We start from the raw sequence: 24,213 nt of genomic DNA on the forward strand, positions 1-24,213 counted from the left end.
ATGGGGATGCGATGACGACCGCACGGGTGCTCTACCGACCGGCCGGTGGCGACGCCGCATGGTGGGTGGCGGCCGACGACGGTGCTCTCGCCGTACTCTCACCCACGGTGTCGGCGATGACGGCCGCGGCGGTCTGGCGCGGACTCGGCGCCGGCGGCATCGGCACGGTGCTCGAGGCGCTGACGGGCGCCTTCGGAACGTCTCTCACGGCGATTCCGCCGTTCGCCCTGGCGATGGCCGAAGCGGGCGGCGTACGCGTCGCCGTGCGTGGCGACATCGAGGTCACGGTCGAGGGGGAGTCGTCCGACGCCGTCTCCGGAGCGGGCGTCTCCACCTGGACGGAGCGGTTCCTGCCGGGTGCCACCCGCGTCACGGTGCTCGCCGGAGGCCCGCCCGCGCCCGCGGGCGATGTTCCACTGCAGGCCGGGGTCGTCCTCGCCGATTTGGTGCAGATCGAGCTCACGATGGATGTCGATCAGGCCGCGCCGGCGCGGACACCGTCGACCGCAGTGCCGAACGCGGCACCGGTCGCCGCACCCCCGTCGACGCCGACTGCCACGACCGCCATGCCACCGCTCTCCGCGTCCTCTGCGCCCGCACCGTCGGATTTCGAGGAGGCGTCGGATGCCGAGGAGCCGCCGGTGGCCGCTTCGTCCTCGGCATCCGCCATCTCCTCGGCATCCGTCATCGATTCGCTGCCTCCGGGATTGTTCGGCTCGCCCGCAGCGCCGACGCCGGAGCCGGCCGCGGAGTCCGAGCCGGCCGCCGAGCCAGGCGAGCCCGTGCTCGAGGTGCCCGCGCCCGACGCCTCCGCCGACACGCTCCTTCCCGAGGCGACGGCGAGCGACGGAGCGCCCGCGGCGGTCGACGAGTACGACCTGCTGTGGGGCGAGACGGTCGCCCGCCCCGTGTCGGCCGCGGCGAGCGCCGCCGTCGACGCGGAAGCCGAGAACGAGGCCGCCCCGGCGTCGGCCGAATCTCCCGTCGCGGTACCGATGCCCGACGACCCCGACGACCTAGGCAACCCCGATGACCTCGGCGATCACGACGGCGCGACGATCGCTGTCGCCGAGATGCGCGCGCTGCGGGCCGAGCGCCCGGCCTTCGAGTCGACCGACAGCGTTCCTGAGCGCCGTCCGACCCGCGGACGCATACGACTGTCAACGGGACGAGTCGTCGAGCTGGAACGCCCCGTGATCATCGGGCGTCGACCGAAGTCCACCCGCACGTCCGGAGCCGACCTGCCGACCCTCGTCGCCGTCGACAGCCCCGATCAGGACATCTCCCGCAGCCACGTGGAGATCCGGGCCGAGGGTGAGCACGTGCTCGTCACCGATCTCGACACCACGAACGGCACGGTGCTTCTGCGCGGGGGCAATGAGCCCGTACGCCTGCATCCGAACGAGCCGACCATGGTGGTGTCGGGCGACGTCCTCGACCTCGGTGACGACGTGACCGTGACCTTCGAGGACCTCCCGTGAGCGCGGCGAAGCGGCCGCCGGCGCCGCCGCCCGCGCTGCCCGGCTTCACCTACGTCGACGTGCTGGGCTCGGGTGGATTCGCCGACGTCTACCTCTACGAGCAGCACCTGCCCCGTCGCCGTGTGGCGGTGAAGGTCATGCTCGCCGACCGCATGGCCTCGGGCGCGGCCGAGCAGTTCACCGCCGAGGCGAACGTCATGGCGTTGCTGTCGACGCACCCGGCGATCGTGACGATCTACCAGGCGGGCGTGTCCGACGATGGCCGTCCCTACCTCGTCATGGAGTACTGCTCGCGGCCGAACCTGCAGGTGCGCTCGCGGGCGGCGGCGTTCTCGATCGCCGAGGCGCTGCGGGTCGGCATCCAGGTCGCGGCCGCGGTGGAGACGGCGCACCGCGCCGGCATCCTGCATCGCGACATCAAACCGGCCAACATCCTCGTCACCGAGTACAACCGTCCCGCCCTCACCGACTTCGGCATCGCGACGACCGCCGAATCGGAGGAGTCGTCGTCGGGAATGTCCATTCCGTGGTCGCCGCCAGAGTCTTTCAGCGACGTGCCTGGCTCGGGCGTCGCCACCGACGTCTACGCGCTCGGAGCCACGGTGTACACCCTGCTGGCGGGACGCTCGCCGTTCGAGCAGCCCGGCGGCCGCAACGGTGGCGCCGATCTGATTCAGCGCATCGAGTCGCAGCCGGTGCCGCCGCTCGTGCGCGTCGACGCGCCGGCGTCGCTGCAGGCCGTGCTCGAGCGGGCGATGGCAAAGCGTCCCGGCGACCGCTACGAATCGGCGATCGCCTTCGCGCGGGCTCTGCAGCGGGTGCAGATCGAGCTGGCGCACTCCGTCACGCCCATCGACATCCTCGACGACTCCCCGGAGGATGCCGCCGCGGACGACGCCGACGGCGAACTGACGAGAGTGCGCGGCATCGTCAGCATCGAGCCCAACACCAACCCAGCGGCGGGCCCCACCCGTCGCCGCGATCAGGCGAGTCCCTGGGCCAGCTCCGACAGCGCGGACAGCACCGGGCGGGGCCCGGCAGACGCTCCGGCACGCCCGACGGCCGCGGTGCCCACCGACACCGCCGAACCGACGCTGCTGCGCGGTCCCGTCTCGATCGCCCCGCAGACCGACCTCGACACGTCGTCGACGATTCGTCGCCCCGCGAAGAACACCGCTCCGCCGGCACACACGCTCGACCCACGCGCCGCCTCGGCCATCGTCGATGAGACCACTGGCGAACCCCTTGCACCCGCCTCGGCGCCGCGTACGCGGCGCGGGCTGTGGGTCGGTCTCGCCATCGCCGCCGTCGTGCTCGTCGTCGCCGGTGTGGCCGTCGGAGCGAGTCTGCTCGCGCCCGCGGCACCGCCCTCTGCCGAGAACACCCCGGCCGTCTCGGCCGCACCGCAGGATCCCCTCGGCGGGTATGTCCCGCCGGTGACGGGACTCGCCGGCACCGTGCAAGGCGGCAACGCCGTTTTCACCTGGAAGAACCCCGAACCGAAAGACGGCGACGGCTACCTCTGGTATCCGTACACGCTCGCCGGCAACGGCGAGACCCGCAAGGTCACCGACACCACGGTGACACTGCCGGCGGATGCCGGGGGGACGACGTGCATCGCGGTGATGCTCGTCCGCAAGGACGGCACCGCGAGCACCGAGACACGAAAGTGCACACCATGACCGACATCCACGACACCGTCCCCCCGGTCGAGGACGCCGCTGGCGATGTCGACGGTGCGGACATCACCGTCGAGTTCGCGGGCGAGTACGTCACCGTGGCCTCGGGGACGCGCTTCACGATCGGTCGCGAAGGCGACCTGGCGATCGACGACAACAGGTTCCTACACCGCCACTTCCTGTCCATCGAGCAGTCCGGCGGCCTGTGGTGGCTCGTCAACATCGGGTCGCGGTTGTCGGCGACGGTCACCGACACAGAGGGCCGCGTGCAGGCGCAACTCGCCCCCGGGGCGCGGCTGCCCATCGTCTTCGGTGTGACGACGGTCGTCTTCAGCGCCGGACCCACGACGTATGAGCTGTCGGTGCACACCGCTCAGCCGGCCTTCCGCGAGACGACTCCCGAGACCTCCGGCGATGGCGAATCCACCATCGGTGCCGTTCCTCTCACGCCCAGTCAGAAGCTGCTCATCCTTGCGCTCGCCGAGCCGGTGCTGCGCCGTGAGGGCACCGGCATGAGCGAACTGCCGAGTTCCGCGTCGGCGGCGCAGCGACTGGGCTGGAGCATCACGCGCTTCAACCGCAAGCTCGACAACGTGTGCGACAAGCTCGACCGCCAGGGAGTGCCGGGCCTGCGCGGCGGGGTGACCACGTCGGCCACCAATCGCCGTGTGCGTCTCGTCGAGCATGCCATCGCCTCCCGCCTCGTCGTTCGTGACGATCTGGCCATGCTCGATGACCCTGCCGCTCACGATCGTGAGGCCGGCGACGACTCCCCGCGCAGAAAGGAAGACGCATGAAGCTGCGCACCACGCTCGTCCGCCCCGGGGGTGAACCCGAGGACCTCGTCATCAACGCCGATGCCGATGCCACCGTCGGAGACCTCGCGCGCACGCTCACCGAGGTCGATCCGCGCGGGGGGATCCCCACGCACGATGAGGTGACCCTCGAGGCGTTCGGCACGATCGCGCAGGGTCCCGGTGAAGTGCTGGATGCCGCCGCATCCGTGGCCCACATCCAGCTCGGCGCCGGATCCGCGATCCGTGTGGTGCCGGCGGGCTATCAGCCGCGCCAGACCATCGGCGAGATCGAGATCGTCTCCGGCCCGGGTGCGGGCACGACCGTGCCCCTGGAACGGAGCGTGGTGATCATCGGACGCGACGCGGCGTGCGACATCGTGCTCGACGACCCCCTCGTGTCCAAGCGTCACGCGCGTCTGGAGGTCGGGCAGGGACGCGCCGAACTGGTCGACCTCAACTCGGCCAACGGCATCCTCGTCGACGGCGCACCCGTCACCTATCTGGCGGCGGCCGACGGTGAGATCGACGCGGTACTGGGCGACACGCGCCTGCGCATCACCGCGGCGGCGGGCGACGCCACCGCAGCCCCGTCCACCTGGCGACAAGTGCCCTTCGTCCGCTCGCCGCGCGTCGAAGCGCGCTACCTCGGCGAGGAGCTGCCGGGTACCGACCTGCCCGCACCGCCCGCCCCGCAGATGTTCCCGTGGCTCGCGATGATCGCGCCGGTGATCATGGGCGCCGTGCTGTTCTTCGTCATGAAGAACCCGATGGCGCTCGTGTTCGTCGCGGCATCCCCGCTGCTGATGCTCGGCACCTGGGTCACCACCCGCCTGCAGGCCAAAGCGCAGTTGCAGCGCGACAAAGACCGGTTCGAGCAGCAGCTGTCGCGTTTGTCGACGCGGCTCGAGGAGGAGCGCGAGACCGAGCGGCGCGTCCGCCGCGGAGAGGTTCCCGAACTCGACCCCGTCTGCGCCGACGCGCTCGCCGCCGGCCCGCTCGTGTGGACCCGACGCCCCGAGCACTGGTCGTTCCTGCACGTCCGGCTCGGCGACGGCACCTCGCCGAGCCGCAACACCGTCGCCGAATCGACGAAGCGCGACGCGGCGATCCCCGCGTACGTCGACCGCCTCGATGAGACGGTGGCCGCGTACCGCGAGGTCGACGACGTGCCGATCCTCGAATCGCTCGCCGATGCCGGCGCTATCGGCATCGCCGGCTCCACCGCTCGCGTCGGCGACACGGCGCGAGCGCTGCTCGCGCAGACGGCGGGACTGCACGCCCCCTCCGACGTGCACATCGTCGCCTTCGTCGGGCCGACGACGCGCGCCGCGCTCGCCGACCTCAAGTGGCTGCCCCACACGTGGGCTGCAGAAGACGCGCTCGGCACGGCGCCCATCGCCGACAACGCTGCCACCGCATCCCGGCTGCTCGCCCAGCTCGAGGAACTCGTCGACACCCGCGTGAAGCAGCTGCGTCGCCTGCGCGCGTTGAAGGCGACGGATGCCGCGACCGCCGCGGGAGCCGAGGTCGGCGAGTCGCGGGGTCGTGAAGAGGAGATGCCGCTGCCGGCATATGTCGTTATCGTCACCCCCGATGCGCCCGTCGATCGCGGACGCCTCATCCAGCTGAGCGAGCGTGCCGCCGGAAGCGGCGTCATCCCGGTCTGGGCGACGTCCCGCGTCTCCGACCTCCCGGCGGCCTGTCGCACGTGGGTCGAGCTTCCGGCTGACGGTGAGGCCAGCGCCAACTTCGTGCGCCTCGGTACCGTCATCGCTCCGCTGCGGGTCGAGGCGCTCGACGCCGCCCGCTTCGGTGTGGTCGCCCGTGCCCTCGCCCGCATCACCGACATCGGCGATGTCGCCGAGGACGCCGGCGATGTGCCCCGCACGATCCCGTTGCTGCAGCTTCTCGGCACCGAGATGGCCACGAGCGCGGATGCCGTCATCGACCGGTGGACGCAGAATGCCTCGATCCGCGCGACGCGGTCGGGGGCCGGCTATCAGCCGAAGCTGCGCGCCCTCGTCGGCCAGGGCGCCCAGGGCGCGCTGCACCTCGACCTGCGACAGCAAGGACCGCACGCCCTCGTCGGTGGCACGACCGGATCGGGGAAGAGCGAGTTCCTGCAGGCGTGGGTGCTCGGCATGGCCGCCGAGTACAGCCCCGAGCGCGTCACGTTCCTTTTCGTCGACTACAAGGGCGGTTCCGCCTTCGCCGACTGCGTCAGCCTGCCGCACTGCGTCGGCCTGGTCACCGACCTCAGCCCGCACCTCGTGCGGCGCGCGTTGACCAGCCTGCGGGCAGAGCTGCACCACCGTGAGCACCTCTTCAACCGCAAGAAGGCCAAAGACCTGCTCGAGCTCGAGAAGGCCGGTGACCCTGATGCGCCCCCGGCGCTCGTGCTGGTGATCGACGAGTTCGCCGCCCTCGCCAAAGAGGTGCCCGAATTCGTCGACGGTGTCGTCGACATCGCTCAGCGCGGGCGCTCGCTCGGCATCCACCTCATCATGGCGACGCAGCGGCCGGCCGGTGTCATCAAAGACAACCTCCGTGCCAACACCAATCTCCGGGTGGCGCTGCGCATGGCCGACGAGACCGACTCCGATGACGTCATCGGCTCGAAGGAGGCGGCGCTGTTCGACCCGGGCATTCCCGGTCGTGGCATCGCCAAGACCGGCCCCGGCCGCATGAGCCTGTTCCAGTCGGCCTACTCCGGCGGCTGGAGCCTGCGGGCCGAGCCCGAGCCGGCGGTCGAGGTGCGTCCCTTCCTGCTGGGCGAGGCGCCGGTGTGGCAGAAGCCCGCCACCGACGAGGCACCCTCCGAGACGGAGGACCTCGGACCCAACGACCAGCAGCTGCTCGTGGCCCGTTTCGGCGACGCCGCGCAGCTCGCGCGCATCGCCCCGCCGCGGCGTCCGTGGCTCGACGAACTGGCGACGACCTTCGACCAGACCAAGCTGCACCAGCGCACCGATGCGCGCCTGGTGCTCGGCGTCGTCGACGTGCCCGAGCGGCAGGACCAGGTGCCCTTCTTCTTCGAACCCGACACGGAGGGCCACCTCGCGATCTTCGGGACGGGTGGTTCCGGCAAGTCGGTGGCACTGCGCACCCTCGCCGTCTCGGCCGGCATCACCCCGCGCGGCGGCCCCGTGCACGTCTACGGGGTGGATGCCGCCACCGGCGGCCTGCGCATGCTCGAGTCGCTGCCACACGTCGGCGCCGTGATCTCGGCCGACGACACCGAGCGCATCGAGCGGCTGTTCGGCATGCTGCGCACCGAGCTCGACCGCCGCGGCGACGCGTACGCCGCATCCGGCGCGTCCACCCTCACCGAGTACCGGGCGCTGTCCGGACGCACCGACGAGCCGCGCATCCTGGTGCTCGTCGACGGCTTCCCCGCGTTCCGCTCCGCCTTCGAGGGCATTCCCGGTCGCGCCGACTCCTACCGTGCTTTCCAGCAGGTGCTCACCGACGGTCGTGGTCTCGGCATCCACGTCGCGCTCACCGCCGATCGCGGGCAGAGCGTACCGACCTCGCTCCAGGCGATGATCCAGCGCCGCATCGTGCTGCGCATGGCCGACGAAGACGGCTACGCCCTGCTCGGCATGCCGCGCGACATCCTCGGCGCCGACGCGGCTCCCGGCCGCGCCATCGTCGATGACCACGAGGCCCAGATCGCCGTCATCGGTGGCACCTCGAGCACGAAGGATCAGTCGCTGGCGATCGATCGCATGGCCGAGGCCATGCTCCGTCGCGGCACGACGCCGGCGCCCGGCATCCGCGCGCTGCCCGTCGAGTACCCCCTCGACCAGCTGCCGGTGACGACCCCGACCGGTGTGGCGATCGGTCTGTCCGACCTCGACCTCGGTCCCTACGGCATCGAACCGCACGGGACGTTCATCGTGGCCGGCGCTCCCGCGGCGGGTCGTTCGAATGCGGCTGCCGCGATCGCCCGTCAGGTGTTGCGGGCGCGTGCGGACACCCCTGCGTACTACATCGGCGATCGGAGATCCCCGGTGCAGGATGCCGCGGCCTGGACGGGCACGGCCGAATCGGCGTCGACCGCGATGGCACTGCTCAGCGCCATCGAAGAAGCCGCTGACCGGGTCGCAGCCGGTGGTGCCGTGCCGATGCTCGTGCTCGAAGGGATCGGCGAGTTCGCCAGCTCGATGATCGAGATGAACCTGTCGACGATCGTCAAACGCGCCGGACGCGGCGAGGTGTTCTTCGTCGTCGTCGGTGAGATGAGCGAGTGGACAACGAACTTCGGCCTGCTGGGCGAAATCAAGTCGGCCCGCCGCGGCGTGGTGCTGCAGCCCGAGACCATTGACGGCGAAGTCGTGCTGAAGACGCCATTCCCGCGTCTGGTGCGCGGCGAGCTGCCGGTGGGGCGCGGAATCCTGGCACATCGTGGCAAAACAGTGCGCATTCAGTTCCCCCTCGCGACGGCCGCCGCAGAACTGGCCGCGACCGGGGTGGACGCGTGAGCCGCCGTCCCGCCACGGAAGGGATGGGCCGACCATGGGGAGTTCTCCCCATGGTCACGGTGGGCGCCCGCGCCTATCGTCTAATCAACAAGACCTCCCGGCACTCCGGCCGGGCTAGCTGAAAGGGGCCCTCATGGCCAATCTGAATGTCACCTACGACCAGATGAACTCCGCTGCCTCGCGTCTGCGTGACGGCCAGAACGAGCTCGAGGCGAACCTCCAGCGTCTGCGCCAGCTGGTCGCCCAGCTCGTGCAGGACGGGTTCACCACGAGCCGTGCGTCGGGCGCCTTCGACGCCTCGTACACCGAGTTCACCACCGGCGCGACCAAGACGGTCCAGGGCATCGAAGGCATGGCGAGCTTCCTCGAGAAGGCCGCCCAGGCTCTGCAGTCCACCGACGAGCAGCTCGCCAGCCAGCTCGGTCAGTGATCACATCGGTGGGGCCGAGCGCAATGACAGCGCCCGGCCCCACTCCTGTCGGGGAGACACGATGACGGACATCCAGATCGAGTTCGATGCGCTGCGCACCGCGCGTGTGCGCGTCGACGACGCGCTGTCGACCTTCGAGTCGGCGGGCACGGTCGGCGGTGACCTGGCCGGACTGACCGGCGAGGACCGCCTCGCCGGCAAGGTGCGTGACTTCGCCGACAACTGGGACTACAACCGCGGCAAGCTCATCGAGAAGCTGCAGTTCGTGCGTGACGGCATCGACGCGATCGTCGACACGATGACCGAGGTCGACGCCGAGCTCGCCCGCCAGGCGGAGGAGGCCGCCCCCGACACCGATTCCGATTCCGATTCCGATGGGGAGCCCTGATGAGCGCGATCTCCGTGGAGTTCGAGGACCTGCTCCTCGGCAAACCCGACCAGCTCGACCCCCGCGCGGCCGACCTCGTGACGGCGGCCGAGGCCATCGCGAGAGCGACCGAGTCGCTGCGCGGCCTCATCGACGGGCAGATCTCCCGCTCGACCGACGCTCTCGCCGAAACGGCATCCGAGGTCGCCCGCTCGCTCAGCAACGCGCGCACTCGCTACCGCAAGACGGGTGAGGCGCTCCAGACGTACGCCGCCGACCTGCGCCCCATTCAGCAGGATGCTCGCACCGCCATCTCCACGGCCGAGTACTACGACCAGAAGTCGGCGACGCTGCCGAACGACATGTCGCTGCGCGAGGGCGATCTGCTCCGCGCGGAGGCCGTCGAGGCCCCCCAGCATCAGATCGATGAGATCGAGAACGACCTGCGGCGACTGCGCCAGGCACAGTCGAACGCCTCCTCTCAGGTGCAGGATGCCCGCCAGGAGCTGTACCGCGCGCGCGATCGCCTCCGCGCGATCGCCGACACCGCGATCGCGAAGATCGAGACCGCCATCGACGCCGACAGCGACTCCGCATACGACAACTGGAATCAGTTCTGGGAGGGCGCGGCGGGCTGGATCGGCGACTGGGCGGCGAGCGTGCTGAAGGGCATCCTCGAGTTCCTCGGCGAGCTGCTGGCAGTGCTCGTGGCGATCGTGGTGATCATCCTCGTGGTCATCATCGTGGCGATCGTGCTCTCGCTGATCGCCGCCGTCATCGGCTGGGTCGCGCTGGCCATCCTGGCGGTCGTGATCGTGGGCTCGCTCCTGCTGACCTTCCTCATCCGCGACGGGCTGGGCACCCCGAAGGGCCCGTCGACACCGAAGGAGGGGTTCCCGTACCCCAAGCGCCCGTCGGACGCGGATGCCTCCGACAGTGCCGACGACAAGACGGCGCAGGACTACGGCGACCTCTTCGAAGAGGTCGGGCGCCAGGACGTGATCGGCGGCGAGACGGCCACCGATATCCGGGTGATCGCCATCACCGACGCCGCCGGCACCGTCATCGGCTACCGTGTCCAGCTGCCGAGCACGCAGAACTGGTCGCCGATGAACACCGACGGCGCCCTCAACGATCTGTCCGCCGATGCCATGCTCGCGCTGTTCCCGGGACTGGAGACGCAGTACGAGAAGGCGGTGTGGGACGCCCTGCAACGTTCCGGCGCCCTCGACAGCGACGCCCCGATCATGCTGACCGGCTGGAGCCTGGGCGGCATGATGGCCGGGGACCTCGCCACCGATCCGCGCATCGCCGATCGCGTGCAGTCCGTCGTCACCGCCGGATCGGCGATCGACAAACACGCCGGCGAGATGGACCCGTCGGTGCGCGTCACCCAGGTCAACAACCGCTGGGATCCGGTGCACACCCTGGAGTTCGTCGGCTATGACCGCAACGACGTTCCGGGCCCGAACTGGCAGACGTACCACCCCGTCGACATCCGCATCCACAACGCCGACATGTACGGTGAACTGGCCGATGACCTCGTGCCCGAGGTGCGCCCCGGAGATGAGATCTTCTTCGCGGACGATGTCCAGGGCACGTACGAGCAGGTATACGAGATGGAGTATTCGCGTGGGTAATGGTCGATGGCCGCGGGCACTTGTCGCCGCGGGTGTGCTGGTTCTGATGCTGACAGGATGTGCGGGAATGAACGAGAGCAACGCGTCGTCGCGTGTCACCACGGCCTCCGAGGCTTCGACCTATGCCGCCCGCGTCGAGGTGCAGCACCCCGGCGCTCCGTGGGTGAACAAGATCGTCATCCGCCTCTACGTGCGCGACAGCTCGGCCGAGGGCGTGGCCACCGCGGTGCGCGAGGTCGCGAGTGCCGCGGTCGCCGACCCCGACCTGAAGGACAGCGACCTGACGTTCATCGCGTATGAGGGCCGCCCCGAGGAGAACTCGCAGATCGACGATCTGCGGATCATGGGTTCGGTCAGCGAGATCGTCGGAGGCAAAGGCGTCGAGGGCATCCTCGACCTCACGGCCGCGGACATCCGCCGCCTCGCCGGCGACCAGTGAGCACGGCCTCGCTCCCGCAGTTGCGGTTCCGTCTGCCGGGAGAATGGATCTCGCTCGACCCGCGCGATGAGGTTGCCACCCGCGAGCACATCACGATCATCGCTCGCGAGATCGTCGGTCCGCGCGATGACGCGGCGGTGCTTCGCCGTCGCGTGCGGTCCGGGCTGGAAGAGGCCGCGGCCGCGGCGCGGGCCGCCTCGGCGCATCTGCTGCTGATGTGTCGCGAGGTCGCTCCGGGCGTTGCAACGCCGGTCGCCATCACGGTCCACACCCCGATCACGATCACTCCCGCCGTGGGCACGGCGCCCGACGCCGTGATGCGCGCGTTCGAGATGAGCCTGCCCCACACCGATGAACCGGATCTGGGGACGGCGATCCGCGTGGATGCCGCCGGTTCCGCCGTGCTGCGTCTGCACGCGGTGAGCACGCAGACGATCGAGGAAGACGGTCAGACGTCGGTGCACAAGCGCCTCGTCGCACGGTACTGGTACACCGTTCCCGGGCACAAACAGGTCGCTCTCGTGCAGATGTCGACCCCGCTGGGCGATCTCCCCCACGCGATGCTGCGGCTGTTCGACGCGATCGTCGCCGGATCGGCGTGGGCGGATGCCGGCGCCCCGGAGCCCGCACGGGTCAGCCGCGGGAGTGCCCCAGCACTTTGACGATGACGCCGCGCCGACGCAGTTCGGCGATGGCGTGCGTCTCCTCGTCGACGGTGCGCCCGAGGGCGTGCTTGTCGGCGACGACGACCACATCGCCCGACACCAGTCGGCCGAACAGGCGTGTGAGGCGTTCCGACCAGCTCTCGCCGGTCTCGGGTGCGGGATGGCGGAAACCTTCGATCGGCACACCGAATTCTGCGAGCGCGTCGCGCTGGGAGATCACCGACGGCAGGTCGTCGCGGGCGACGACGAGCCCCACGAGGCGCGAGCCCGCGGGACGCGCGGCCCACCAGTCTGCTCCCGAGACGACCACCGGCACGGCCGAGGTGACGGCGGGCAGGGCGATCGACTCCGCGTAATCGGCGGGGGCGCGATGCTCGTGCGGCTGATCGGTGCTCACGGCATCCATTGTGGCCTACCCCTCCGACCTCGCGACCCGGGTGGACACGTTTCGACTCCTCGTCGCGCGTCCTCTCCGAGTCGACGCACGCGCATCATCGGCCCGCCGCAGGCAATCTGCCCGGGACAGGGCGATTCACGACGATGACGCCTGTTCTGGGCCGATCGCCTGCCGCGGGCCTGTGGCTCAGGCGCCGGACGCGATCATTCTTCTCCGCGCCGCAGCTGGATGCTGAGCTGGTCGGCATCCAGCCGCGCGAGGGCGTGCCGGAGCGTCGCGGACGAGTACGAACCCTCACGCGAAACGTCGACGAGGTGATCGCGCATCGCCTCGATGAGCGCGATACGCAGATCGATCACGCCCGCCGTGGTGATCTCGAGCGACTCGAGCCGCGGCGCACCCATGCGGTCGGCGAGTTTCGCCAGGACCTCGGGGGGATAGGGCGTTCCGCTCGCGTCGGCCAGCCCGGGAGTGCGCAGGCGGGCGAGCGCCGCCTCGCGAAGCTCATCATCGAGGCGATCGCTCTCCTCTGCGGTGGCACCGTCGCCCGTCGCAGCCGGCATCTTGAGCATGCGGATGAGCCAGGGCAGCGTCAGGCCCTGCAGCATGAGGCTCGTGAGCGCGACGAAGAACGCGACGAGGATCAGCAGCTCGCGGGCGGGGGTGTCGGGCTCGAGCGTCTGCGCGGCGGCGAGCGTGACCACCCCGCGCATGCCGGCCCAGACGATGACCGTGCCGTCCTTCCAGTTGAGCGTCGACGCCTGGTAGTAGTCCATGTCGTTGAGTAGGCGTCCGACGCGTGCGCGCAGGCCGTCGACACGGTGCTGCGTCGCCGCCGGGCTCGAGGTCGGACGTGCCGCGACGCGGCGCACCACTGTCCGCGCCGTGCGTCGGGTGAATCGTCGCAGAAAGCCCGGACGTGGTGTGGCGCCGGTCGGTCCGTCGCGCGGCGGGCGCAGGTCGCGCAGGTCGGACGTATCGGGATCGAAGGCGTCGAGGCGGTCGCTGAAACCCTGGAGCCGTCCCCGCTGCATTCGCCGTGCACGCCGCGCGATGAGCACCACGACCCCGGACACATACAGAGCGCGCACGACGAGCACGATCGCCAACGCCGCCAGGGCGAGCACGATGGCGATGCCGATGCCCTTGTACTTCACCACGTTGCCGCTGACGATGTCGCGCAGCTCCAGCCCCATGATGAGGAAGACGGCGCCCTCCAGCAACAGCTCCAGCGTTCGCCAGTTGAGCTGGTCGGACACCCTCTGCTCGGGCGTCGACCAGCGGGCCGCCCCCTGACTGGTCGTGATCCCCGCCGCGACCGCGGCGACCAGCCCCGAGCCGCCCAGGTGCTCGGTGGGCAGGTAGGCAACGAACGGCACGATGAAACCGACGGCGGTGTTGGCCACCGGGTCGCCGATCCAGCGCCGGGTCCGCAGAGTGAGCAGGCCGACGCCGACGCCGACCACGACGGCGATCAGCACGCCCCACGCGAACGCGCCGATGGTGCCGATGAGCGAGAAGCCGGCGGCGGATGCGGCGACGGCGCTGCGCAGCAGCACGAGTGCCGTGGCGTCGTTGAGGAGGCTCTCACCCTCGAGCATCGTGACGACCCGTGGGGAGATGCCGAGCTTCTTGGCGATGGAGGTCGCCACGGCATCGGTGGGGCTGAGGATCGCGCCGAGGGCGACAGCCAGCGCGAAGTCGAGTCCCGGGATGGCGAAGAAGAACAGCGTGCCCAGGGCCAGCGCGCTGATCACGACGAGGATGACGGCGAGACCCGCGATCGGCACCGCATCCCGGCGGAACTCGACCGCCGGGAGACGCACCGCTGAGGCGTACAGCAGCGGCGGAAGGATGCCGACGAGGATCAGCTCGGGCGGAACGGAGAACGTCGGCAGCAGGAGCGAGGCGACCAGTCCGATGGCGACGAGGATGAGCGGGCCGGCGACGCCCAAGCGGCGCGCCAGCACCGTGGAGACGCCGATGACCGCGACGCCGGCGATCAGCCAGGTGAGATCGCTCACCGCGGACTCAGATCACGCCGAGGGCGTGGACGGCGTCGCGCTCGGCGACGAGCTCGGCGACCGATGCGTCCAGGCGCGCGCGTCCGCGATCGTCGAGCTCGAGACCCTCGACGATGCGGTAGCCGGTCCCGTCGCTCGACACCGGCGCCGAAGAGTACAGCCCGTCCGGCACGCCGTACTCGCCGTGGGAGAGCACCGCGGCCGACGTCCATGCGTCGCCGGTCCTGTGGACGAGATCGCGGACGTGCGAGATCGCGGCGTTCGCGGCCGACGCCGCGGACGACGATCCCCGCACCGCGATGATCTCTGCGCCGCGTTTCGCGACGCGCGGCACGAACTCCTCGTCCAGCCAGGTGGTCGCGGCATCCGCCCCGCCGAGACGGTCGGCGAGGGCATCGAGCACCGGACGGCCGTCGACGGTCGCGTGGGCGACGTCGGGGAACTGCGTCGCGGAGTGGTTGCCCCAGACGACGACGCCGCGAAGGTGGGCGACGGGAACGTCGAGGGCGGCCGCGAGCTGGGCGACGGCGCGGTCGTGGTCGAGCCGCGTCAGCGCGGCGAAGCGGTCGCCGGGGATGTCGGGCGCCGAGGCGGCGGCGATGAGGGCATTCGTGTTCGCGGGGTTTCCGACCACGGCGACGCGGATGTCGTCGGCGGCCACGTCGTTCAGTGCCGCGCCCTGCGGGCCGAAGATGCCGGCGTTGGCGGCGAGCAGATCGGCTCGTTCCATCCCTGCCGTGCGGGGGCGCGCACCGACGAGCAGAGCGAGGTTCGCGCCGTCGAACGCGACACGGGCGTCGTCGGTGATCTCGACTCCGGCCAGCAAGGGGAACGCACAGTCTTGCAGTTCGAGGGCCGCGCCCTCCGCTCCCTTCAGCCCTTGGGGAATTTCGAGCAGGCGCAGCCGCACCGGACGATCGGCTCCGAGCATGTCTCCGGAGGCGATACGGAACAGCAGCGAGTAGCCGATCTGGCCCCCGGCTCCGGTCACGGTGACTGTCGTGGCATCCATGTGGAGAGCCTACGGGGGCGGGCCCGGTGACGGTACGGTGAGGCATGACCTTCAACAACAACGCGGATGTCGGAGGCAACACTGCTCGTCGCGGCGGCGGTCGCGGCGGCCTGGTGATCGGTGGCGGTCTGGCGGGTCTCGGCGGCCTCGCGATCCTGCTGCTCAACCTGTTCACCGGCGGCGATGTGGGCAGCCTGCTCGGCGGCCTGGAAGCTCCGCAGCCGTCGGAGGGCACCGCGATCGCGCAGTGCGACACCGGCGCCGATGCCAACGCGAACGACGACTGTCGTCTCGCCGCCAGTCAGCTCATCCTCGACGGGTATTGGGAGCAGCGCGTGCGCGACTACCGCGCCCCGCAGCTGATCATCGTCGACGGGTCGCAGTCGACCTCGTGCGGCACCGCCTCCCACGCGACCGGTCCGTTCTACTGCCCTCCCGACGAGACGGTGTACATCGACCCGACGTTCTTCGCCGTGCTGCGCACCCAGTTCGGCGCGCAGGCGGGGCCGCTGGCGCAGCTGTACGTGCTCGGGCACGAGTGGGGTCATCACATCCAACAGATCACTGGCGTGATGGAGCGCTTTGCGAACGACGGCACCGGACCGACGAGCAACGGTGTGCGCACGGAACTGCAAGCCGACTGCTATGCCGGCGCCTGGCTCAAAGACGCCTCGAGTGTCACCGACCCGAAGGGCGTCGCCTACCTGCAGCGCCCCACCGATGCGCAGCTGCGCGATGCGCTGAATGCCGCGGCATCCGTCGGCGACGACAACATCCAGGCGCAGTCGGGGGCCGTGCGACCCGAGACGTGGACGCACGGCTCGAGCGCGCAGCGTCAACGCTGGTTCACCAGCGGATATCAGAACGGCCTTGGCGCCTGTGACACCTTCTCGGTGTCAGGAGGAGAACTGTGAACGGACCCGCCCACCTCGACGACATCCTGTATCCCGCGATCGAGCCCTACGACACCGGCTTCCTGCTCGCCGGTGACGGCCAGCGCATCTACTGGGAGCAGTCGGGCAACCCCGAGGGCAAGCCGGTCGTCTTCCTGCACGGCGGGCCCGGCGCGGGCACGTCGCCGTGGCATCGCCGCTTCTTCGACCCGGAGAAGTACCGGATCGTGCTGTTCGATCAGCGCGGGTGCGGCAAGTCGACGCCGCATATGAGCGCGCCCGACGCCGATCCGCGCTTCAACACCACGTGGCACCTGGTGGCCGATCTCGAGCTGCTGCGGCGCAACCTCGGCATCGAGACGTGGCAGGTGTTCGGCGGTTCGTGGGGTTCCGCGCTGGCGCTCGCGTACGCCGAATGCCATCCGGATGCCATCACCGAGATCGTGCTGCGCGGTATCTTCACCCTCCGTCGCCACGAGCTGGAGTGGTTCTACGAGGGCGGTGCGTCGGCGATCTTCCCCGACCTGTGGGAGCACTACCTGGCGCCGATCCCGGTGCTCGAGCGCTCGCGTCTGATCGAGGCCTATCACCGCCGCCTCACCGACCCCGATCCCGCAGTGCACGTGCCCGCAGCGGTCGCATGGACGACGTGGGAGGCTTCCACGCTCACGTTGCATCCCGATCCAGACCTGGTCGCGTCGATGGCCGAGCAGCAGGCGGCCGTGGCCTTCGCCCGCATCGAGAACCACTACTTCATGCACTGCGGGTGGCTGCGCGAAGGCCAGCTCATCGACGACGTCGGAGCGATCCGCGCCATCCCGGCGGTCATCGTGCAGGGGCGCTACGACATCTGCACGCCGATCATGACGGCGTGGGATCTGCATCGCGCCTGGCCCGAGGCCGAGTACGTCGTCGTGGACGACGCGGGCCACTCGGCATCCGAGCCCGGCATCGCACGCGCCCTGCGCGACGCCACCGACCGCTTCGCCCGCTGACCGCTTTCCCTGCCGCTTTCCCTGCCGCTTTCCCGCGTCGCGAGGCCCGGCGGCGGGCAATGGCGGCCGGGCTGGTAGGCTGGGGGTACTTGTCGCGCTGACATCAGCGCGCTCGCGTCGTAGAACGCTTCCCTCGCCGCCCGGCTCCCAACCGGATGATCGGCTGACATTCTTCGTACGGCGACCCTGTGCGCATCCGCGCAGAGGCCACCGATCCGGGCCCTTCCGCCCAGAAACATCACTATGTCTGACATCACTTTCGGCGCGCTCGGCGTGCCCTCCCCGCTCCTGGACGTCCTCGCGAAGGACGGCAAGACCACCGCGTTCCCGATTCAGGTCGACACCCTGCCCGACACGCTCGCCGGCCGCGACGTGCTCGGCCGCGGCAAGACCGGCTCGGGCAAGACTCTCGCCTTCTCGATTCCGCTCGCGGCCCGTCTCGGCGGCCCGCTCGCCGGCGGCAGCCGTCGCTCCGGCCGCATCCTGGGTCTCGTCCTCGCGCCGACCCGCGAGCTCGCCACGCAGATCAACGCGGTCCTCGAGCCCCTCGCGGCCGCGTACGGAATGAAGACGACCACCATCTTCGGTGGCGTCAACCAGAGCCGTCAGGTGGCCGCTCTCAAGGCCGGCGTCGACATCGTCGTGGCCTGCCCCGGTCGCCTCGAAGACCTCATCTCGCAGGGCTTCGTGAAGCTGGATGCTGTGGAGATCACCGTCATCGACGAGGCCGACCACATGGCCGACCTCGGCTTCCTGCCGTCGGTCACCCGCATCCTCGACAAGACCCCGCGCGACGGACAGCGTCTGCTGTTCAGCGCGACGCTGGACAACGGCGTCGACAAGCTCGTCACGCGCTTCTTGCAGAACGAGGTCCTGCACTCCGTAGACGAGGCCAACTCGCCCGTCGCGGCCATGACCCACCACGTGTTCCACGTCGGGGGCGTCGACCAGAAGAAGGAACTCGTGCAGACGCTCGCGTCGGGCACGGGTCGCCGCATCCTCTTCATGCGCACCAAGCACCACGCCAAGAAGCTCGCGCAGCAGCTGACCGCACAGGGCATTCCGGCTGTCGACCTGCACGGCAACCTGTCGCAGCCGGCCCGTGACCGCAACCTCGCCGCGTTCAGCTCGGGCGCCGCGCGCGTGCTCGTGGCCACCGACGTCGCCGCCCGCGGCGTGCACGTCGACGACGTCGAGCTGGTCATCCACGTCGACCCGCCCATGGAGCACAAGGCGTACCTGCACCGCTCCGGTCGCACGGCACGCGCCGGCGCGGAAGGCTCGGTCGTCACCCTCGTGCTGCCCGGTCAGGAGCGCGACGTCAAGGACCTTCTGCGCAAGGCCGCGATCTCCGTGACGCCCGTGCCCGTGACGCCGACCTCGCCCGAGGTCACCGCGCTCGTCGGCACCGTCGCCGCGTATGTCACCCCCGCGCCGAAGACCGAGCAGCCCGGCCGTGGCCAGGGCGGCGGCGGGCGCAGCCAGGGAGCCAACGCGCAGCGCAAGCGCGCCGCCCGCGACGGCGGCCAAGGTGCTCAGGGCGGCGGGCGCGGTCAGGGCCGCGGCGCCGGCCAGGGTGCGTCGGCCGGTCAGGGCCGGAGTGAGCGCGCCGGTCGTCCGGCTGCCGAGCGTTCGACGGCCGGTCGCGAGCAGCGTCCCGCCCGTGACCACCGGTCGACGGATCGTGTGGCGGCTCAGCCCGCGGCATCCGGCAATGCTCGCACCGCCGGGCGTCGTGCCTCGCACGGCGGCGGCGCCGGTGCCGCCGGCGGCAAGCTCATGGTCGGCTCGGTCGTCCGCTCCAACGGGGGTCAGCGCCGCTCCGGCCGCTGATCAGCGCACGTGCGCGGGCGTCTCGATGCCCGCGCACCCGCGGGTCGCGCTCAGCGCCCGCGAATGAGGTCGGCGGCCCTTTCGCCGATGATGATCGCCGGCGCGTTCGTGTGACCGCGGATCACCGTCGGCATGACCGACGCGTCCGCGACGCGGAGGCCTCGTACGCCGCGTACCCGCAGGTCGGCGTCGACCACCGATGCCGCGTCGACGCCCATCCGCGCCGTTCCGACCGGATGGTAGAGGGTGTGGGAGTAGCGACGCAGTGACAGCTCGATCCGTTCGGCTGCACTCATCCGCTCGCCGCCGACCGGCTGCACCCACCCACCGGTGGTCACGGCGCGCAGCGCCGACGTCGCGATGAGCCGTTCGCACTCGGCGAGTCCGGCGCGCATCGTCTCCGCGTCGATGCCCTCGGCGTCGGTGAGGTAGCCGGGGTCGATGATCGCGGCCTCCGTCGGGTCGTCGGAGGCCAGCCGGATGGTGCCGCGGCTGCGTGGTTGCAGCAGAATCGCGCCCACCGTGATGCCTTCGGCCGGCGTCGGCACCAGACCCTCTCCGACATACGGCGCCGCCGCGAAGATGATCTCGATGTCCGGAAAATCAGCCGGCGCCCCCGCACGCTCGGCCACCGGAGTGCGGATGAACCCGTACGCCTCGGCCACGTTCGAGCTCAACATCCCCCGGCGGCGGCTGAGGTAACGCGCGAGCTGCGCGGGACGTCGCGCCCCGTACAGCGTGCCCCCGCGGGCGGCGGGCGCGAGTCCCGCGACGAGGTGGTCCTGCAGGTTCTCGCCCACCTGGGCGGCGTCCACGCGAACGGGGATGCCGCGGGAGGTGAGGTGGTCGGCGGGCCCGATGCCGCTGAGCATCAGCAGCTGCGGGGTGTTGATCGCGCCTCCGCACAGGATGACCTCGCGTCGCGCGCGGGCGTGGCGGGTGAGCCCGCCCAGATCGACGTAGACGCCCGTCGCCCGCGGCGTCGCGTCGTCGTCGGTGAAGGTCACGCGTCGCACCAGAGCGTCGGTGAGCACCCGGAGGTTGCGCCGCCCCCGCGCCGGCCGCAGGTAGGCGTCGGCTGTGGATGCCCGCGCGCCGCGATGTTGCGTGACCATCGTCTGCGAGAACCCCTGGCGGGCGGGGAGGTTCGCCGGAGTGACCGGATGCCGCAGCTCACGCGCCGCCTTTAGGAACGCGGCCGTGTGCGGGCGGGGATCGCGCTGGTGCTCGACAGGCTGGGCGCCGTGGGTTCCCTGGGTGGCATCGGCGGCATCCTGCGTCGCCTCCGCGCGGAGGAAGTACGGAGCGAGAGCCTTCCACGACCAGCCGTCGCCGGCGACCTCGGCCCACGCATCGTAATCGGCAGCGAAACCACGGATCCACATCATGGCGTTCAATGACGATGAGCCGCCGAGGGTCTTGCCGCGCGGCCAGTAGATCGTGCGATCCTCCAGCTCCCGCTGCGGGACGGTGTCGTAGTTCCAGTCGTAGCGCCCCCGGAACAGTGTCGAGAACGCGGCGGGCACATGCAGCTCGAGGGCCCCGTCGACGGGGCCGGCCTCCATCAGCAGCACGCTCACGGCGGGGTCTTCGCTCAATCGCGCCGCGAGGGCGGCCCCGGCAGAGCCCGCACCGACGATCACATAGTCCGCCTCGAGCGCACCGGAAGCGGCCGGGCGCCGCGGGCTCATGCGCCGAACGCCTTCGCCAGAGTCACCGACATGCGCGGCCAGTTCCCGTCGATCCGGAACCGGGTGAAGCCCTCGCAGACGGCCGCGCCCGTGCGTGACGTGACGAACCACGGCGGCTTCGGCAGCACCGACAGGCCGTATCCCCGCGTCGCCGACGAGACCGACCGCGGGAATGGCCGGAACGGACCGCGCGCGACGGTGCGCTCGACGTGATCGAGCAGGAGGGCGTTGTGCACGATGCCCATCCCGCTGGGAGCGTCGGCGAGGGTGCCGCCGGGGAACGCGCCCCACGTCGCCGTCGGGGTCAGGAATCCGAACGCCGTCCACGTGTTCACCGCGACGGTGCCGTATCGCAGGTCGGCGATGGCGCGTTCGAACCCGTCGCCGAGTGCGCTCTGCGTCGCCGGATCGATGAGCACATTCGCGCCGAGGGTGCCGACGAGCTTGTCGTTGGCATGTGCGACGGCGGCATCGAGGAACTCCTGACCGGTGCCGCGCAGCCCCACCACGCCGAGGACCGGCGAGAAGTACTCCGTCGTCTCGAGTGCGTCGGCATCGTCGGCGGAGGTCTCCACGAGGGCCCGGGTGCCGCCGGCGCACCACGCGGCATCCGGGTAGGCGGCGCGGGCCGCGTCGAGCTTGCTCTGGCTCTGCGGATACCAGACCGGGCGCGACGGTGCGCGGTCGTAGGCCGTGCGCAGGGCATCGAGAAACGCGTCGCGCTGCGGCCAGTCGTCGGAGATCAGCACGACCTGGCCGGCGATGCAGTTGTGGCCGCTGTTGTGCAGACGCATGGTGACGACGTGCTCCGCCTGGAAGCGCAGGTCGGCGTCGGACCACTTTCCCGGGACGACGATGATGGGGGAAACACCGCCCAGCTCGGCGGTGATCGGCGTCTTCAGCAGCGGACGCCCCTCGTTGCGCCGCCGCGTGGCCGCACCGGCCGCGGCTGGCGTGTGGGAGGGGCCCCACACGATCGAGCGGAAGGTCGACTCTGAGCCCGTGATATGGACGTGGTCGATCTCCGGATGCTTCGTGAGGTAGGCGCCGACGTCGCCGCCGCCGCGGACGATCTGCAGGAACCCCGGCTCGATGAGCGGCGCCAGCGCGCGCTCGAAGATGGGGACGAGGGCATCTTGGGTGGGGTTCACCTTGAGGATGGCGACGCGATTGAAGGCGAGCAGCTCGTACATCACGTCGAGGTAGGGGATGGAGGTGATGTTGCCCGCCCCGAGCACGAGGCCGACCCCACCCGCTGTCCCCGCGTCGAGCTGGCCGAGTCCTGCCTCGCGCCGCGCCGTGGCGGCATCCACTCCCGGCTGCAGCCAGACCTCCGTCGTGTAGCCCGACAGCAGCAGCGCGTCGGTCGCCGACAGGGGGAACGTGTGCACGGCGGTTCGCCCGCCCGGCGCCGTGCCGATCCGCACGCCCTCCAGCGGCGAGCGGCCTACGGAAAGGGCGCGAAGGGTGCCGGCGTAGGCGTCGAGCGCGACGATGGCCGCGTAGGGGCCCGACAGCCACTCTTCGCCGCGGAGCGGATGCCCCGCCGGCAGTCCCTTCGAGGTGGATGCCGTGTCGGCCCACTCCGCGGCGACGGCGGCGGTCGCGACCCGGATCCGCGTCAGCAGCGTGCGGCGCTGGCCGAGCGAGAGCGCCGCCCACGTGCGCGATCCTGTGCGAAGACGGGTGATCGCGGCATCCAACTCGGAGCGCACCTCGTCATCGACCTGTGCGGCGGGGGTCTTCTTCCGGGGCGATGCGGACGGCGCGGACGGAGCTTCTGCGGTCACGGCGTTCTCCTTCGAAGCGGTGGTCGCGCTCGCGCGCGGGCCTCCAGCTTACGACCGAATGAGACGCGGTCCCGGGAAAGCTGCTACCCGATGCCGCCGTCGGCTCAGATGAGCGAGAGCTCGCGCAGCTTCGCCTCGACGTCGGCATTGGACGGCTCGACGTGGTGCGAGGCGTCGGGATAGACGACCACCGGGATGTTCGTGCGTCCCGAGATCTCGCGCGCCACATCCGCCGCGGCGGGATCGGCGACGAGGTCGACGTAGGTGTACTCCACGCCGAGTTCGTCGAGCTGCTTCTTCGTGCGGACGCAGTCGCGGCACCAGTCGGCGCCGAACATCGTGATGGGGGTCTTCTCGGACATCATGATTCCAGCGTACGGCTGCCGGCACGGGCTACGGCCCGCGCGGGCGCGCCCGAGGTCTCCTTGCGCTTGGGGGCGTAGACCCACAGTGCGTGGTAGACGAAGCGGACGACGAATGCAGCGGCCAGCGTGATGGCGGCGGCGAGCACGCTGGGAATGTGGGCGCCCTGCACCAGCAGCGGGATGATCGGGATGCGCACGATCGCTTCGACGTTGTTGAAGGCGAAGGACTTGAGGAAGCGCACCCACATCTGGCCCGAGTCCGAACGCATGTCGGCGAAGACCAGATACTCGAGCAGCAGGAAGTTGCCGATGATCGTGACCTCGCTCGCGATGATCGCGGCGGAGACGTAGTTCATCCCCAGGTGGACGAGCCCCCACATGATCACGAGGTTGGCGATCGCGCCGACCCCGCCGACCAGCGCGAACGCCGACATGCGGCCGAAGCGGAGCATCGCCAGCTGCGTCAAGAAGCGCATGCCTTGGGCGAAGGTCGCCTTCGATTCGCCCGCGAAGCGGGTGGCGAAAGCGAACGGGATCTCACCGATGCGCATCTGACGGCGCGCGAGGATCTCGAGCAGGATCTTGAAACCACGGGGGCGCAGCTCTTCGATGTCGACGGTGTCGCGGTCGACGAGGAAGAACCCGGTCATCGGGTCGGTGCAGCCGTGCAGCTTGCGCGGGAACATCGCCTTCGTCAGCAGGGTCGAGGTGCGCGAAACGGCCGTGCGCGTCGCACCCGCGAGGCCGCCTGCGGTACCACCGGCCACGTAGCGCGAGGCGACGACGATGTCGACATCGCCGCGCTCGGCGCGCTCGAGCATGCGGGGGATGTCCTCCGGGGGATGCTGCAGGTCGCCATCCATCACCAAGCACCAGCGCGCCTGCGCGTTGCGGAAGCCCTCGAGCACCGCGCCACTGAGTCCACCCTCGGGTTCGTCGCGGTGGATCAGCCGCACCGGGAAGCGCGCCTCCTCGGCGACCGCCTGGATGGTTGCGGGGGTATCGTCGGTGGAGTCGTCGACGAACACGATCTCGAAATCGACGTCGTCGAGGGATGCCCCGATACGGCGCACCAACTCGGCGACGTTCCCGCCTTCGTTGAAGGTGGGAACGATGACGGAAAGATCCATGGGCATGCGCTCGCGATCGGTCAGGGACAGAACCGTATCAGCCTAGCGACGCCCAGGTGGGCAAGTGCTGTGCGTGCTCTGTCAGTTCCTTCTGGTGCTCG

General features: G+C 70.4%; 19 protein-coding genes. 12 read left to right on the forward strand and 7 right to left on the reverse strand.

What is annotated here, in order from left to right; translation table 11 throughout:
* The first annotated feature begins 11 nt into the window (after window positions 1-11).
* The 9 genes from ITJ43_RS11415 (at window position 12) to ITJ43_RS11455 (ending at window position 11,979) form a co-directional block, all read left to right on the forward strand.
* The gene (locus ITJ43_RS11415) at window positions 12-1,481 is read left to right on the forward strand and encodes an FHA domain-containing protein (protein WP_228495795.1); all 1,470 of its coding nucleotides are present in this window, start codon (window positions 12-14) and stop codon (window positions 1,479-1,481) included.
* Complete coding sequence (locus ITJ43_RS11420) at window positions 1,478-3,163, forward strand: protein kinase domain-containing protein (RefSeq protein ID WP_194583979.1); 1,686 nt, start codon at window positions 1,478-1,480, stop codon at window positions 3,161-3,163. Before ITJ43_RS11415 ends, ITJ43_RS11420 begins: the two co-directional genes overlap by 4 nt.
* Complete coding sequence (locus ITJ43_RS11425) at window positions 3,160-3,957, forward strand: hypothetical protein (RefSeq protein ID WP_194583980.1); 798 nt, start codon at window positions 3,160-3,162, stop codon at window positions 3,955-3,957. The genes ITJ43_RS11420 and ITJ43_RS11425 overlap by 4 nt, the downstream gene beginning before the upstream one ends.
* Window positions 3,954-8,441 (forward strand): FtsK/SpoIIIE domain-containing protein, encoded by a 4,488-nt coding sequence (locus tag ITJ43_RS11430; protein WP_194583981.1) that lies wholly within the window; start codon window positions 3,954-3,956, stop codon window positions 8,439-8,441. The genes ITJ43_RS11425 and ITJ43_RS11430 overlap by 4 nt, the downstream gene beginning before the upstream one ends.
* A gap of 133 nt (window positions 8,442-8,574) precedes the next feature.
* Window positions 8,575-8,871 (forward strand): WXG100 family type VII secretion target, encoded by a 297-nt coding sequence (locus ITJ43_RS11435; protein ID WP_005054492.1) that lies wholly within the window; start codon window positions 8,575-8,577, stop codon window positions 8,869-8,871.
* 61 nt (window positions 8,872-8,932) lie between these two features.
* Complete coding sequence (locus tag ITJ43_RS11440) at window positions 8,933-9,259, forward strand: hypothetical protein (protein WP_194583982.1); 327 nt, start codon at window positions 8,933-8,935, stop codon at window positions 9,257-9,259.
* Window positions 9,259-10,878, forward strand: a complete 1,620-nt coding sequence (locus ITJ43_RS11445) for a hypothetical protein (protein WP_194583983.1) — start codon at window positions 9,259-9,261, stop codon at window positions 10,876-10,878. Before ITJ43_RS11440 ends, ITJ43_RS11445 begins: the two co-directional genes overlap by 1 nt.
* A gap of 67 nt (window positions 10,879-10,945) precedes the next feature.
* A complete protein-coding gene (locus tag ITJ43_RS11450) occupies window positions 10,946-11,317 on the forward strand; it encodes a hypothetical protein (RefSeq protein WP_194583984.1) in 372 nt (123 codons plus the stop codon).
* Entirely contained in the window at window positions 11,314-11,979 is a 666-nt protein-coding gene (locus ITJ43_RS11455) for a hypothetical protein (RefSeq protein WP_194583985.1), read from the forward strand. The genes ITJ43_RS11450 and ITJ43_RS11455 overlap by 4 nt, the downstream gene beginning before the upstream one ends.
* Here the strand turns inward: ITJ43_RS11455 and ITJ43_RS11460 are convergent.
* From ITJ43_RS11460 to ITJ43_RS11470, 3 genes are all read right to left on the reverse strand, one after another.
* Window positions 11,951-12,388: a dehydrogenase gene (locus ITJ43_RS11460; RefSeq protein WP_194583986.1), complete on the reverse strand. Its 438-nt coding sequence runs from the start codon at window positions 12,386-12,388 to the stop codon at window positions 11,951-11,953. The genes ITJ43_RS11455 and ITJ43_RS11460 overlap by 29 nt on opposite strands.
* 194 nt (window positions 12,389-12,582) lie before the next feature.
* Entirely contained in the window at window positions 12,583-14,403 is a 1,821-nt protein-coding gene (locus tag ITJ43_RS11465) for a cation:proton antiporter (protein WP_194583987.1), read from the reverse strand.
* Between the two features lie 7 nt (window positions 14,404-14,410).
* Window positions 14,411-15,415, reverse strand: a complete 1,005-nt coding sequence (locus ITJ43_RS11470; protein WP_194583988.1) for a malate dehydrogenase — start codon at window positions 15,413-15,415, stop codon at window positions 14,411-14,413.
* Window positions 15,416-15,459: 44 nt separating this feature from the next.
* Here ITJ43_RS11470 and ITJ43_RS11475 point away from each other — a divergent pair, with 44 nt between their 5' ends.
* From ITJ43_RS11475 to ITJ43_RS11485, 3 genes are all read left to right on the forward strand, one after another.
* Window positions 15,460-16,329 carry a neutral zinc metallopeptidase gene (locus ITJ43_RS11475; RefSeq protein WP_194583989.1) on the forward strand — a complete coding sequence of 290 codons (870 nt, stop codon included), beginning with the start codon at window positions 15,460-15,462 and terminating at the stop codon, window positions 16,327-16,329.
* Window positions 16,326-17,303 (forward strand): prolyl aminopeptidase, encoded by a 978-nt coding sequence (pip, locus tag ITJ43_RS11480; RefSeq protein WP_194583990.1) that lies wholly within the window; start codon window positions 16,326-16,328, stop codon window positions 17,301-17,303. The genes ITJ43_RS11475 and pip overlap by 4 nt, the downstream gene beginning before the upstream one ends.
* Before the next feature lie 243 nt (window positions 17,304-17,546).
* Window positions 17,547-19,136, forward strand: coding sequence for a DEAD/DEAH box helicase (locus ITJ43_RS11485; RefSeq protein ID WP_194583991.1), 1,590 nt, complete (start codon window positions 17,547-17,549; stop codon window positions 19,134-19,136).
* 50 nt (window positions 19,137-19,186) lie between these two features.
* Here ITJ43_RS11485 and ITJ43_RS11490 read toward each other — a convergent pair whose 3' ends face one another.
* From ITJ43_RS11490 to ITJ43_RS11505, 4 genes are all read right to left on the reverse strand, one after another.
* The gene (locus ITJ43_RS11490; RefSeq protein WP_194583992.1) at window positions 19,187-20,827 is read right to left on the reverse strand and encodes a GMC family oxidoreductase; all 1,641 of its coding nucleotides are present in this window, start codon (window positions 20,825-20,827) and stop codon (window positions 19,187-19,189) included.
* Window positions 20,824-22,617, reverse strand: coding sequence for an aldehyde dehydrogenase family protein (locus tag ITJ43_RS11495; protein ID WP_194583993.1), 1,794 nt, complete (start codon window positions 22,615-22,617; stop codon window positions 20,824-20,826). The genes ITJ43_RS11490 and ITJ43_RS11495 overlap by 4 nt, the downstream gene beginning before the upstream one ends.
* Window positions 22,618-22,721: 104 nt before the next feature.
* Window positions 22,722-22,979, reverse strand: a complete 258-nt coding sequence (locus ITJ43_RS11500) for a glutaredoxin family protein (RefSeq protein ID WP_194584090.1) — start codon at window positions 22,977-22,979, stop codon at window positions 22,722-22,724.
* Window positions 22,979-24,112: a glycosyltransferase gene (locus ITJ43_RS11505; RefSeq protein ID WP_194583994.1), complete on the reverse strand. Its 1,134-nt coding sequence runs from the start codon at window positions 24,110-24,112 to the stop codon at window positions 22,979-22,981. The genes ITJ43_RS11500 and ITJ43_RS11505 overlap by 1 nt, the downstream gene beginning before the upstream one ends.
* Window positions 24,113-24,213: the final 101 nt, after the last annotated feature.

The organism is Microbacterium sp. VKM Ac-2870, from assembly GCF_015350795.1.
Lineage (GTDB): Bacteria > Actinomycetota > Actinomycetes > Actinomycetales > Microbacteriaceae > Microbacterium.

Coding starts and splice junctions, on each gene's coding strand:
- ITJ43_RS11415 (WP_228495795.1), top strand. CDS start 12: ATGACGACCGCACGGGTGCTCTACCGACCGGCCGGTGGCGACGCCGCA.
- ITJ43_RS11425 (WP_194583980.1), top strand. CDS start 3,160: ATGACCGACATCCACGACACCGTCCCCCCGGTCGAGGACGCCGCTGGC.
- ITJ43_RS11430 (WP_194583981.1), top strand. CDS start 3,954: ATGAAGCTGCGCACCACGCTCGTCCGCCCCGGGGGTGAACCCGAGGAC.
- ITJ43_RS11435 (WP_005054492.1), top strand. CDS start 8,575: ATGGCCAATCTGAATGTCACCTACGACCAGATGAACTCCGCTGCCTCG.
- ITJ43_RS11440 (WP_194583982.1), top strand. CDS start 8,933: ATGACGGACATCCAGATCGAGTTCGATGCGCTGCGCACCGCGCGTGTG.
- ITJ43_RS11445 (WP_194583983.1), top strand. CDS start 9,259: ATGAGCGCGATCTCCGTGGAGTTCGAGGACCTGCTCCTCGGCAAACCC.
- ITJ43_RS11450 (WP_194583984.1), top strand. CDS start 10,946: ATGAACGAGAGCAACGCGTCGTCGCGTGTCACCACGGCCTCCGAGGCT.
- ITJ43_RS11460 (WP_194583986.1), bottom strand. CDS start 12,388: ATGGATGCCGTGAGCACCGATCAGCCGCACGAGCATCGCGCCCCCGCC.
- ITJ43_RS11470 (WP_194583988.1), bottom strand. CDS start 15,415: ATGGATGCCACGACAGTCACCGTGACCGGAGCCGGGGGCCAGATCGGC.
- ITJ43_RS11475 (WP_194583989.1), top strand. CDS start 15,460: ATGACCTTCAACAACAACGCGGATGTCGGAGGCAACACTGCTCGTCGC.
- ITJ43_RS11485 (WP_194583991.1), top strand. CDS start 17,547: ATGTCTGACATCACTTTCGGCGCGCTCGGCGTGCCCTCCCCGCTCCTG.
- ITJ43_RS11490 (WP_194583992.1), bottom strand. CDS start 20,827: ATGAGCCCGCGGCGCCCGGCCGCTTCCGGTGCGCTCGAGGCGGACTAT.
- ITJ43_RS11500 (WP_194584090.1), bottom strand. CDS start 22,979: ATGTCCGAGAAGACCCCCATCACGATGTTCGGCGCCGACTGGTGCCGC.
- ITJ43_RS11505 (WP_194583994.1), bottom strand. CDS start 24,112: ATGGATCTTTCCGTCATCGTTCCCACCTTCAACGAAGGCGGGAACGTC.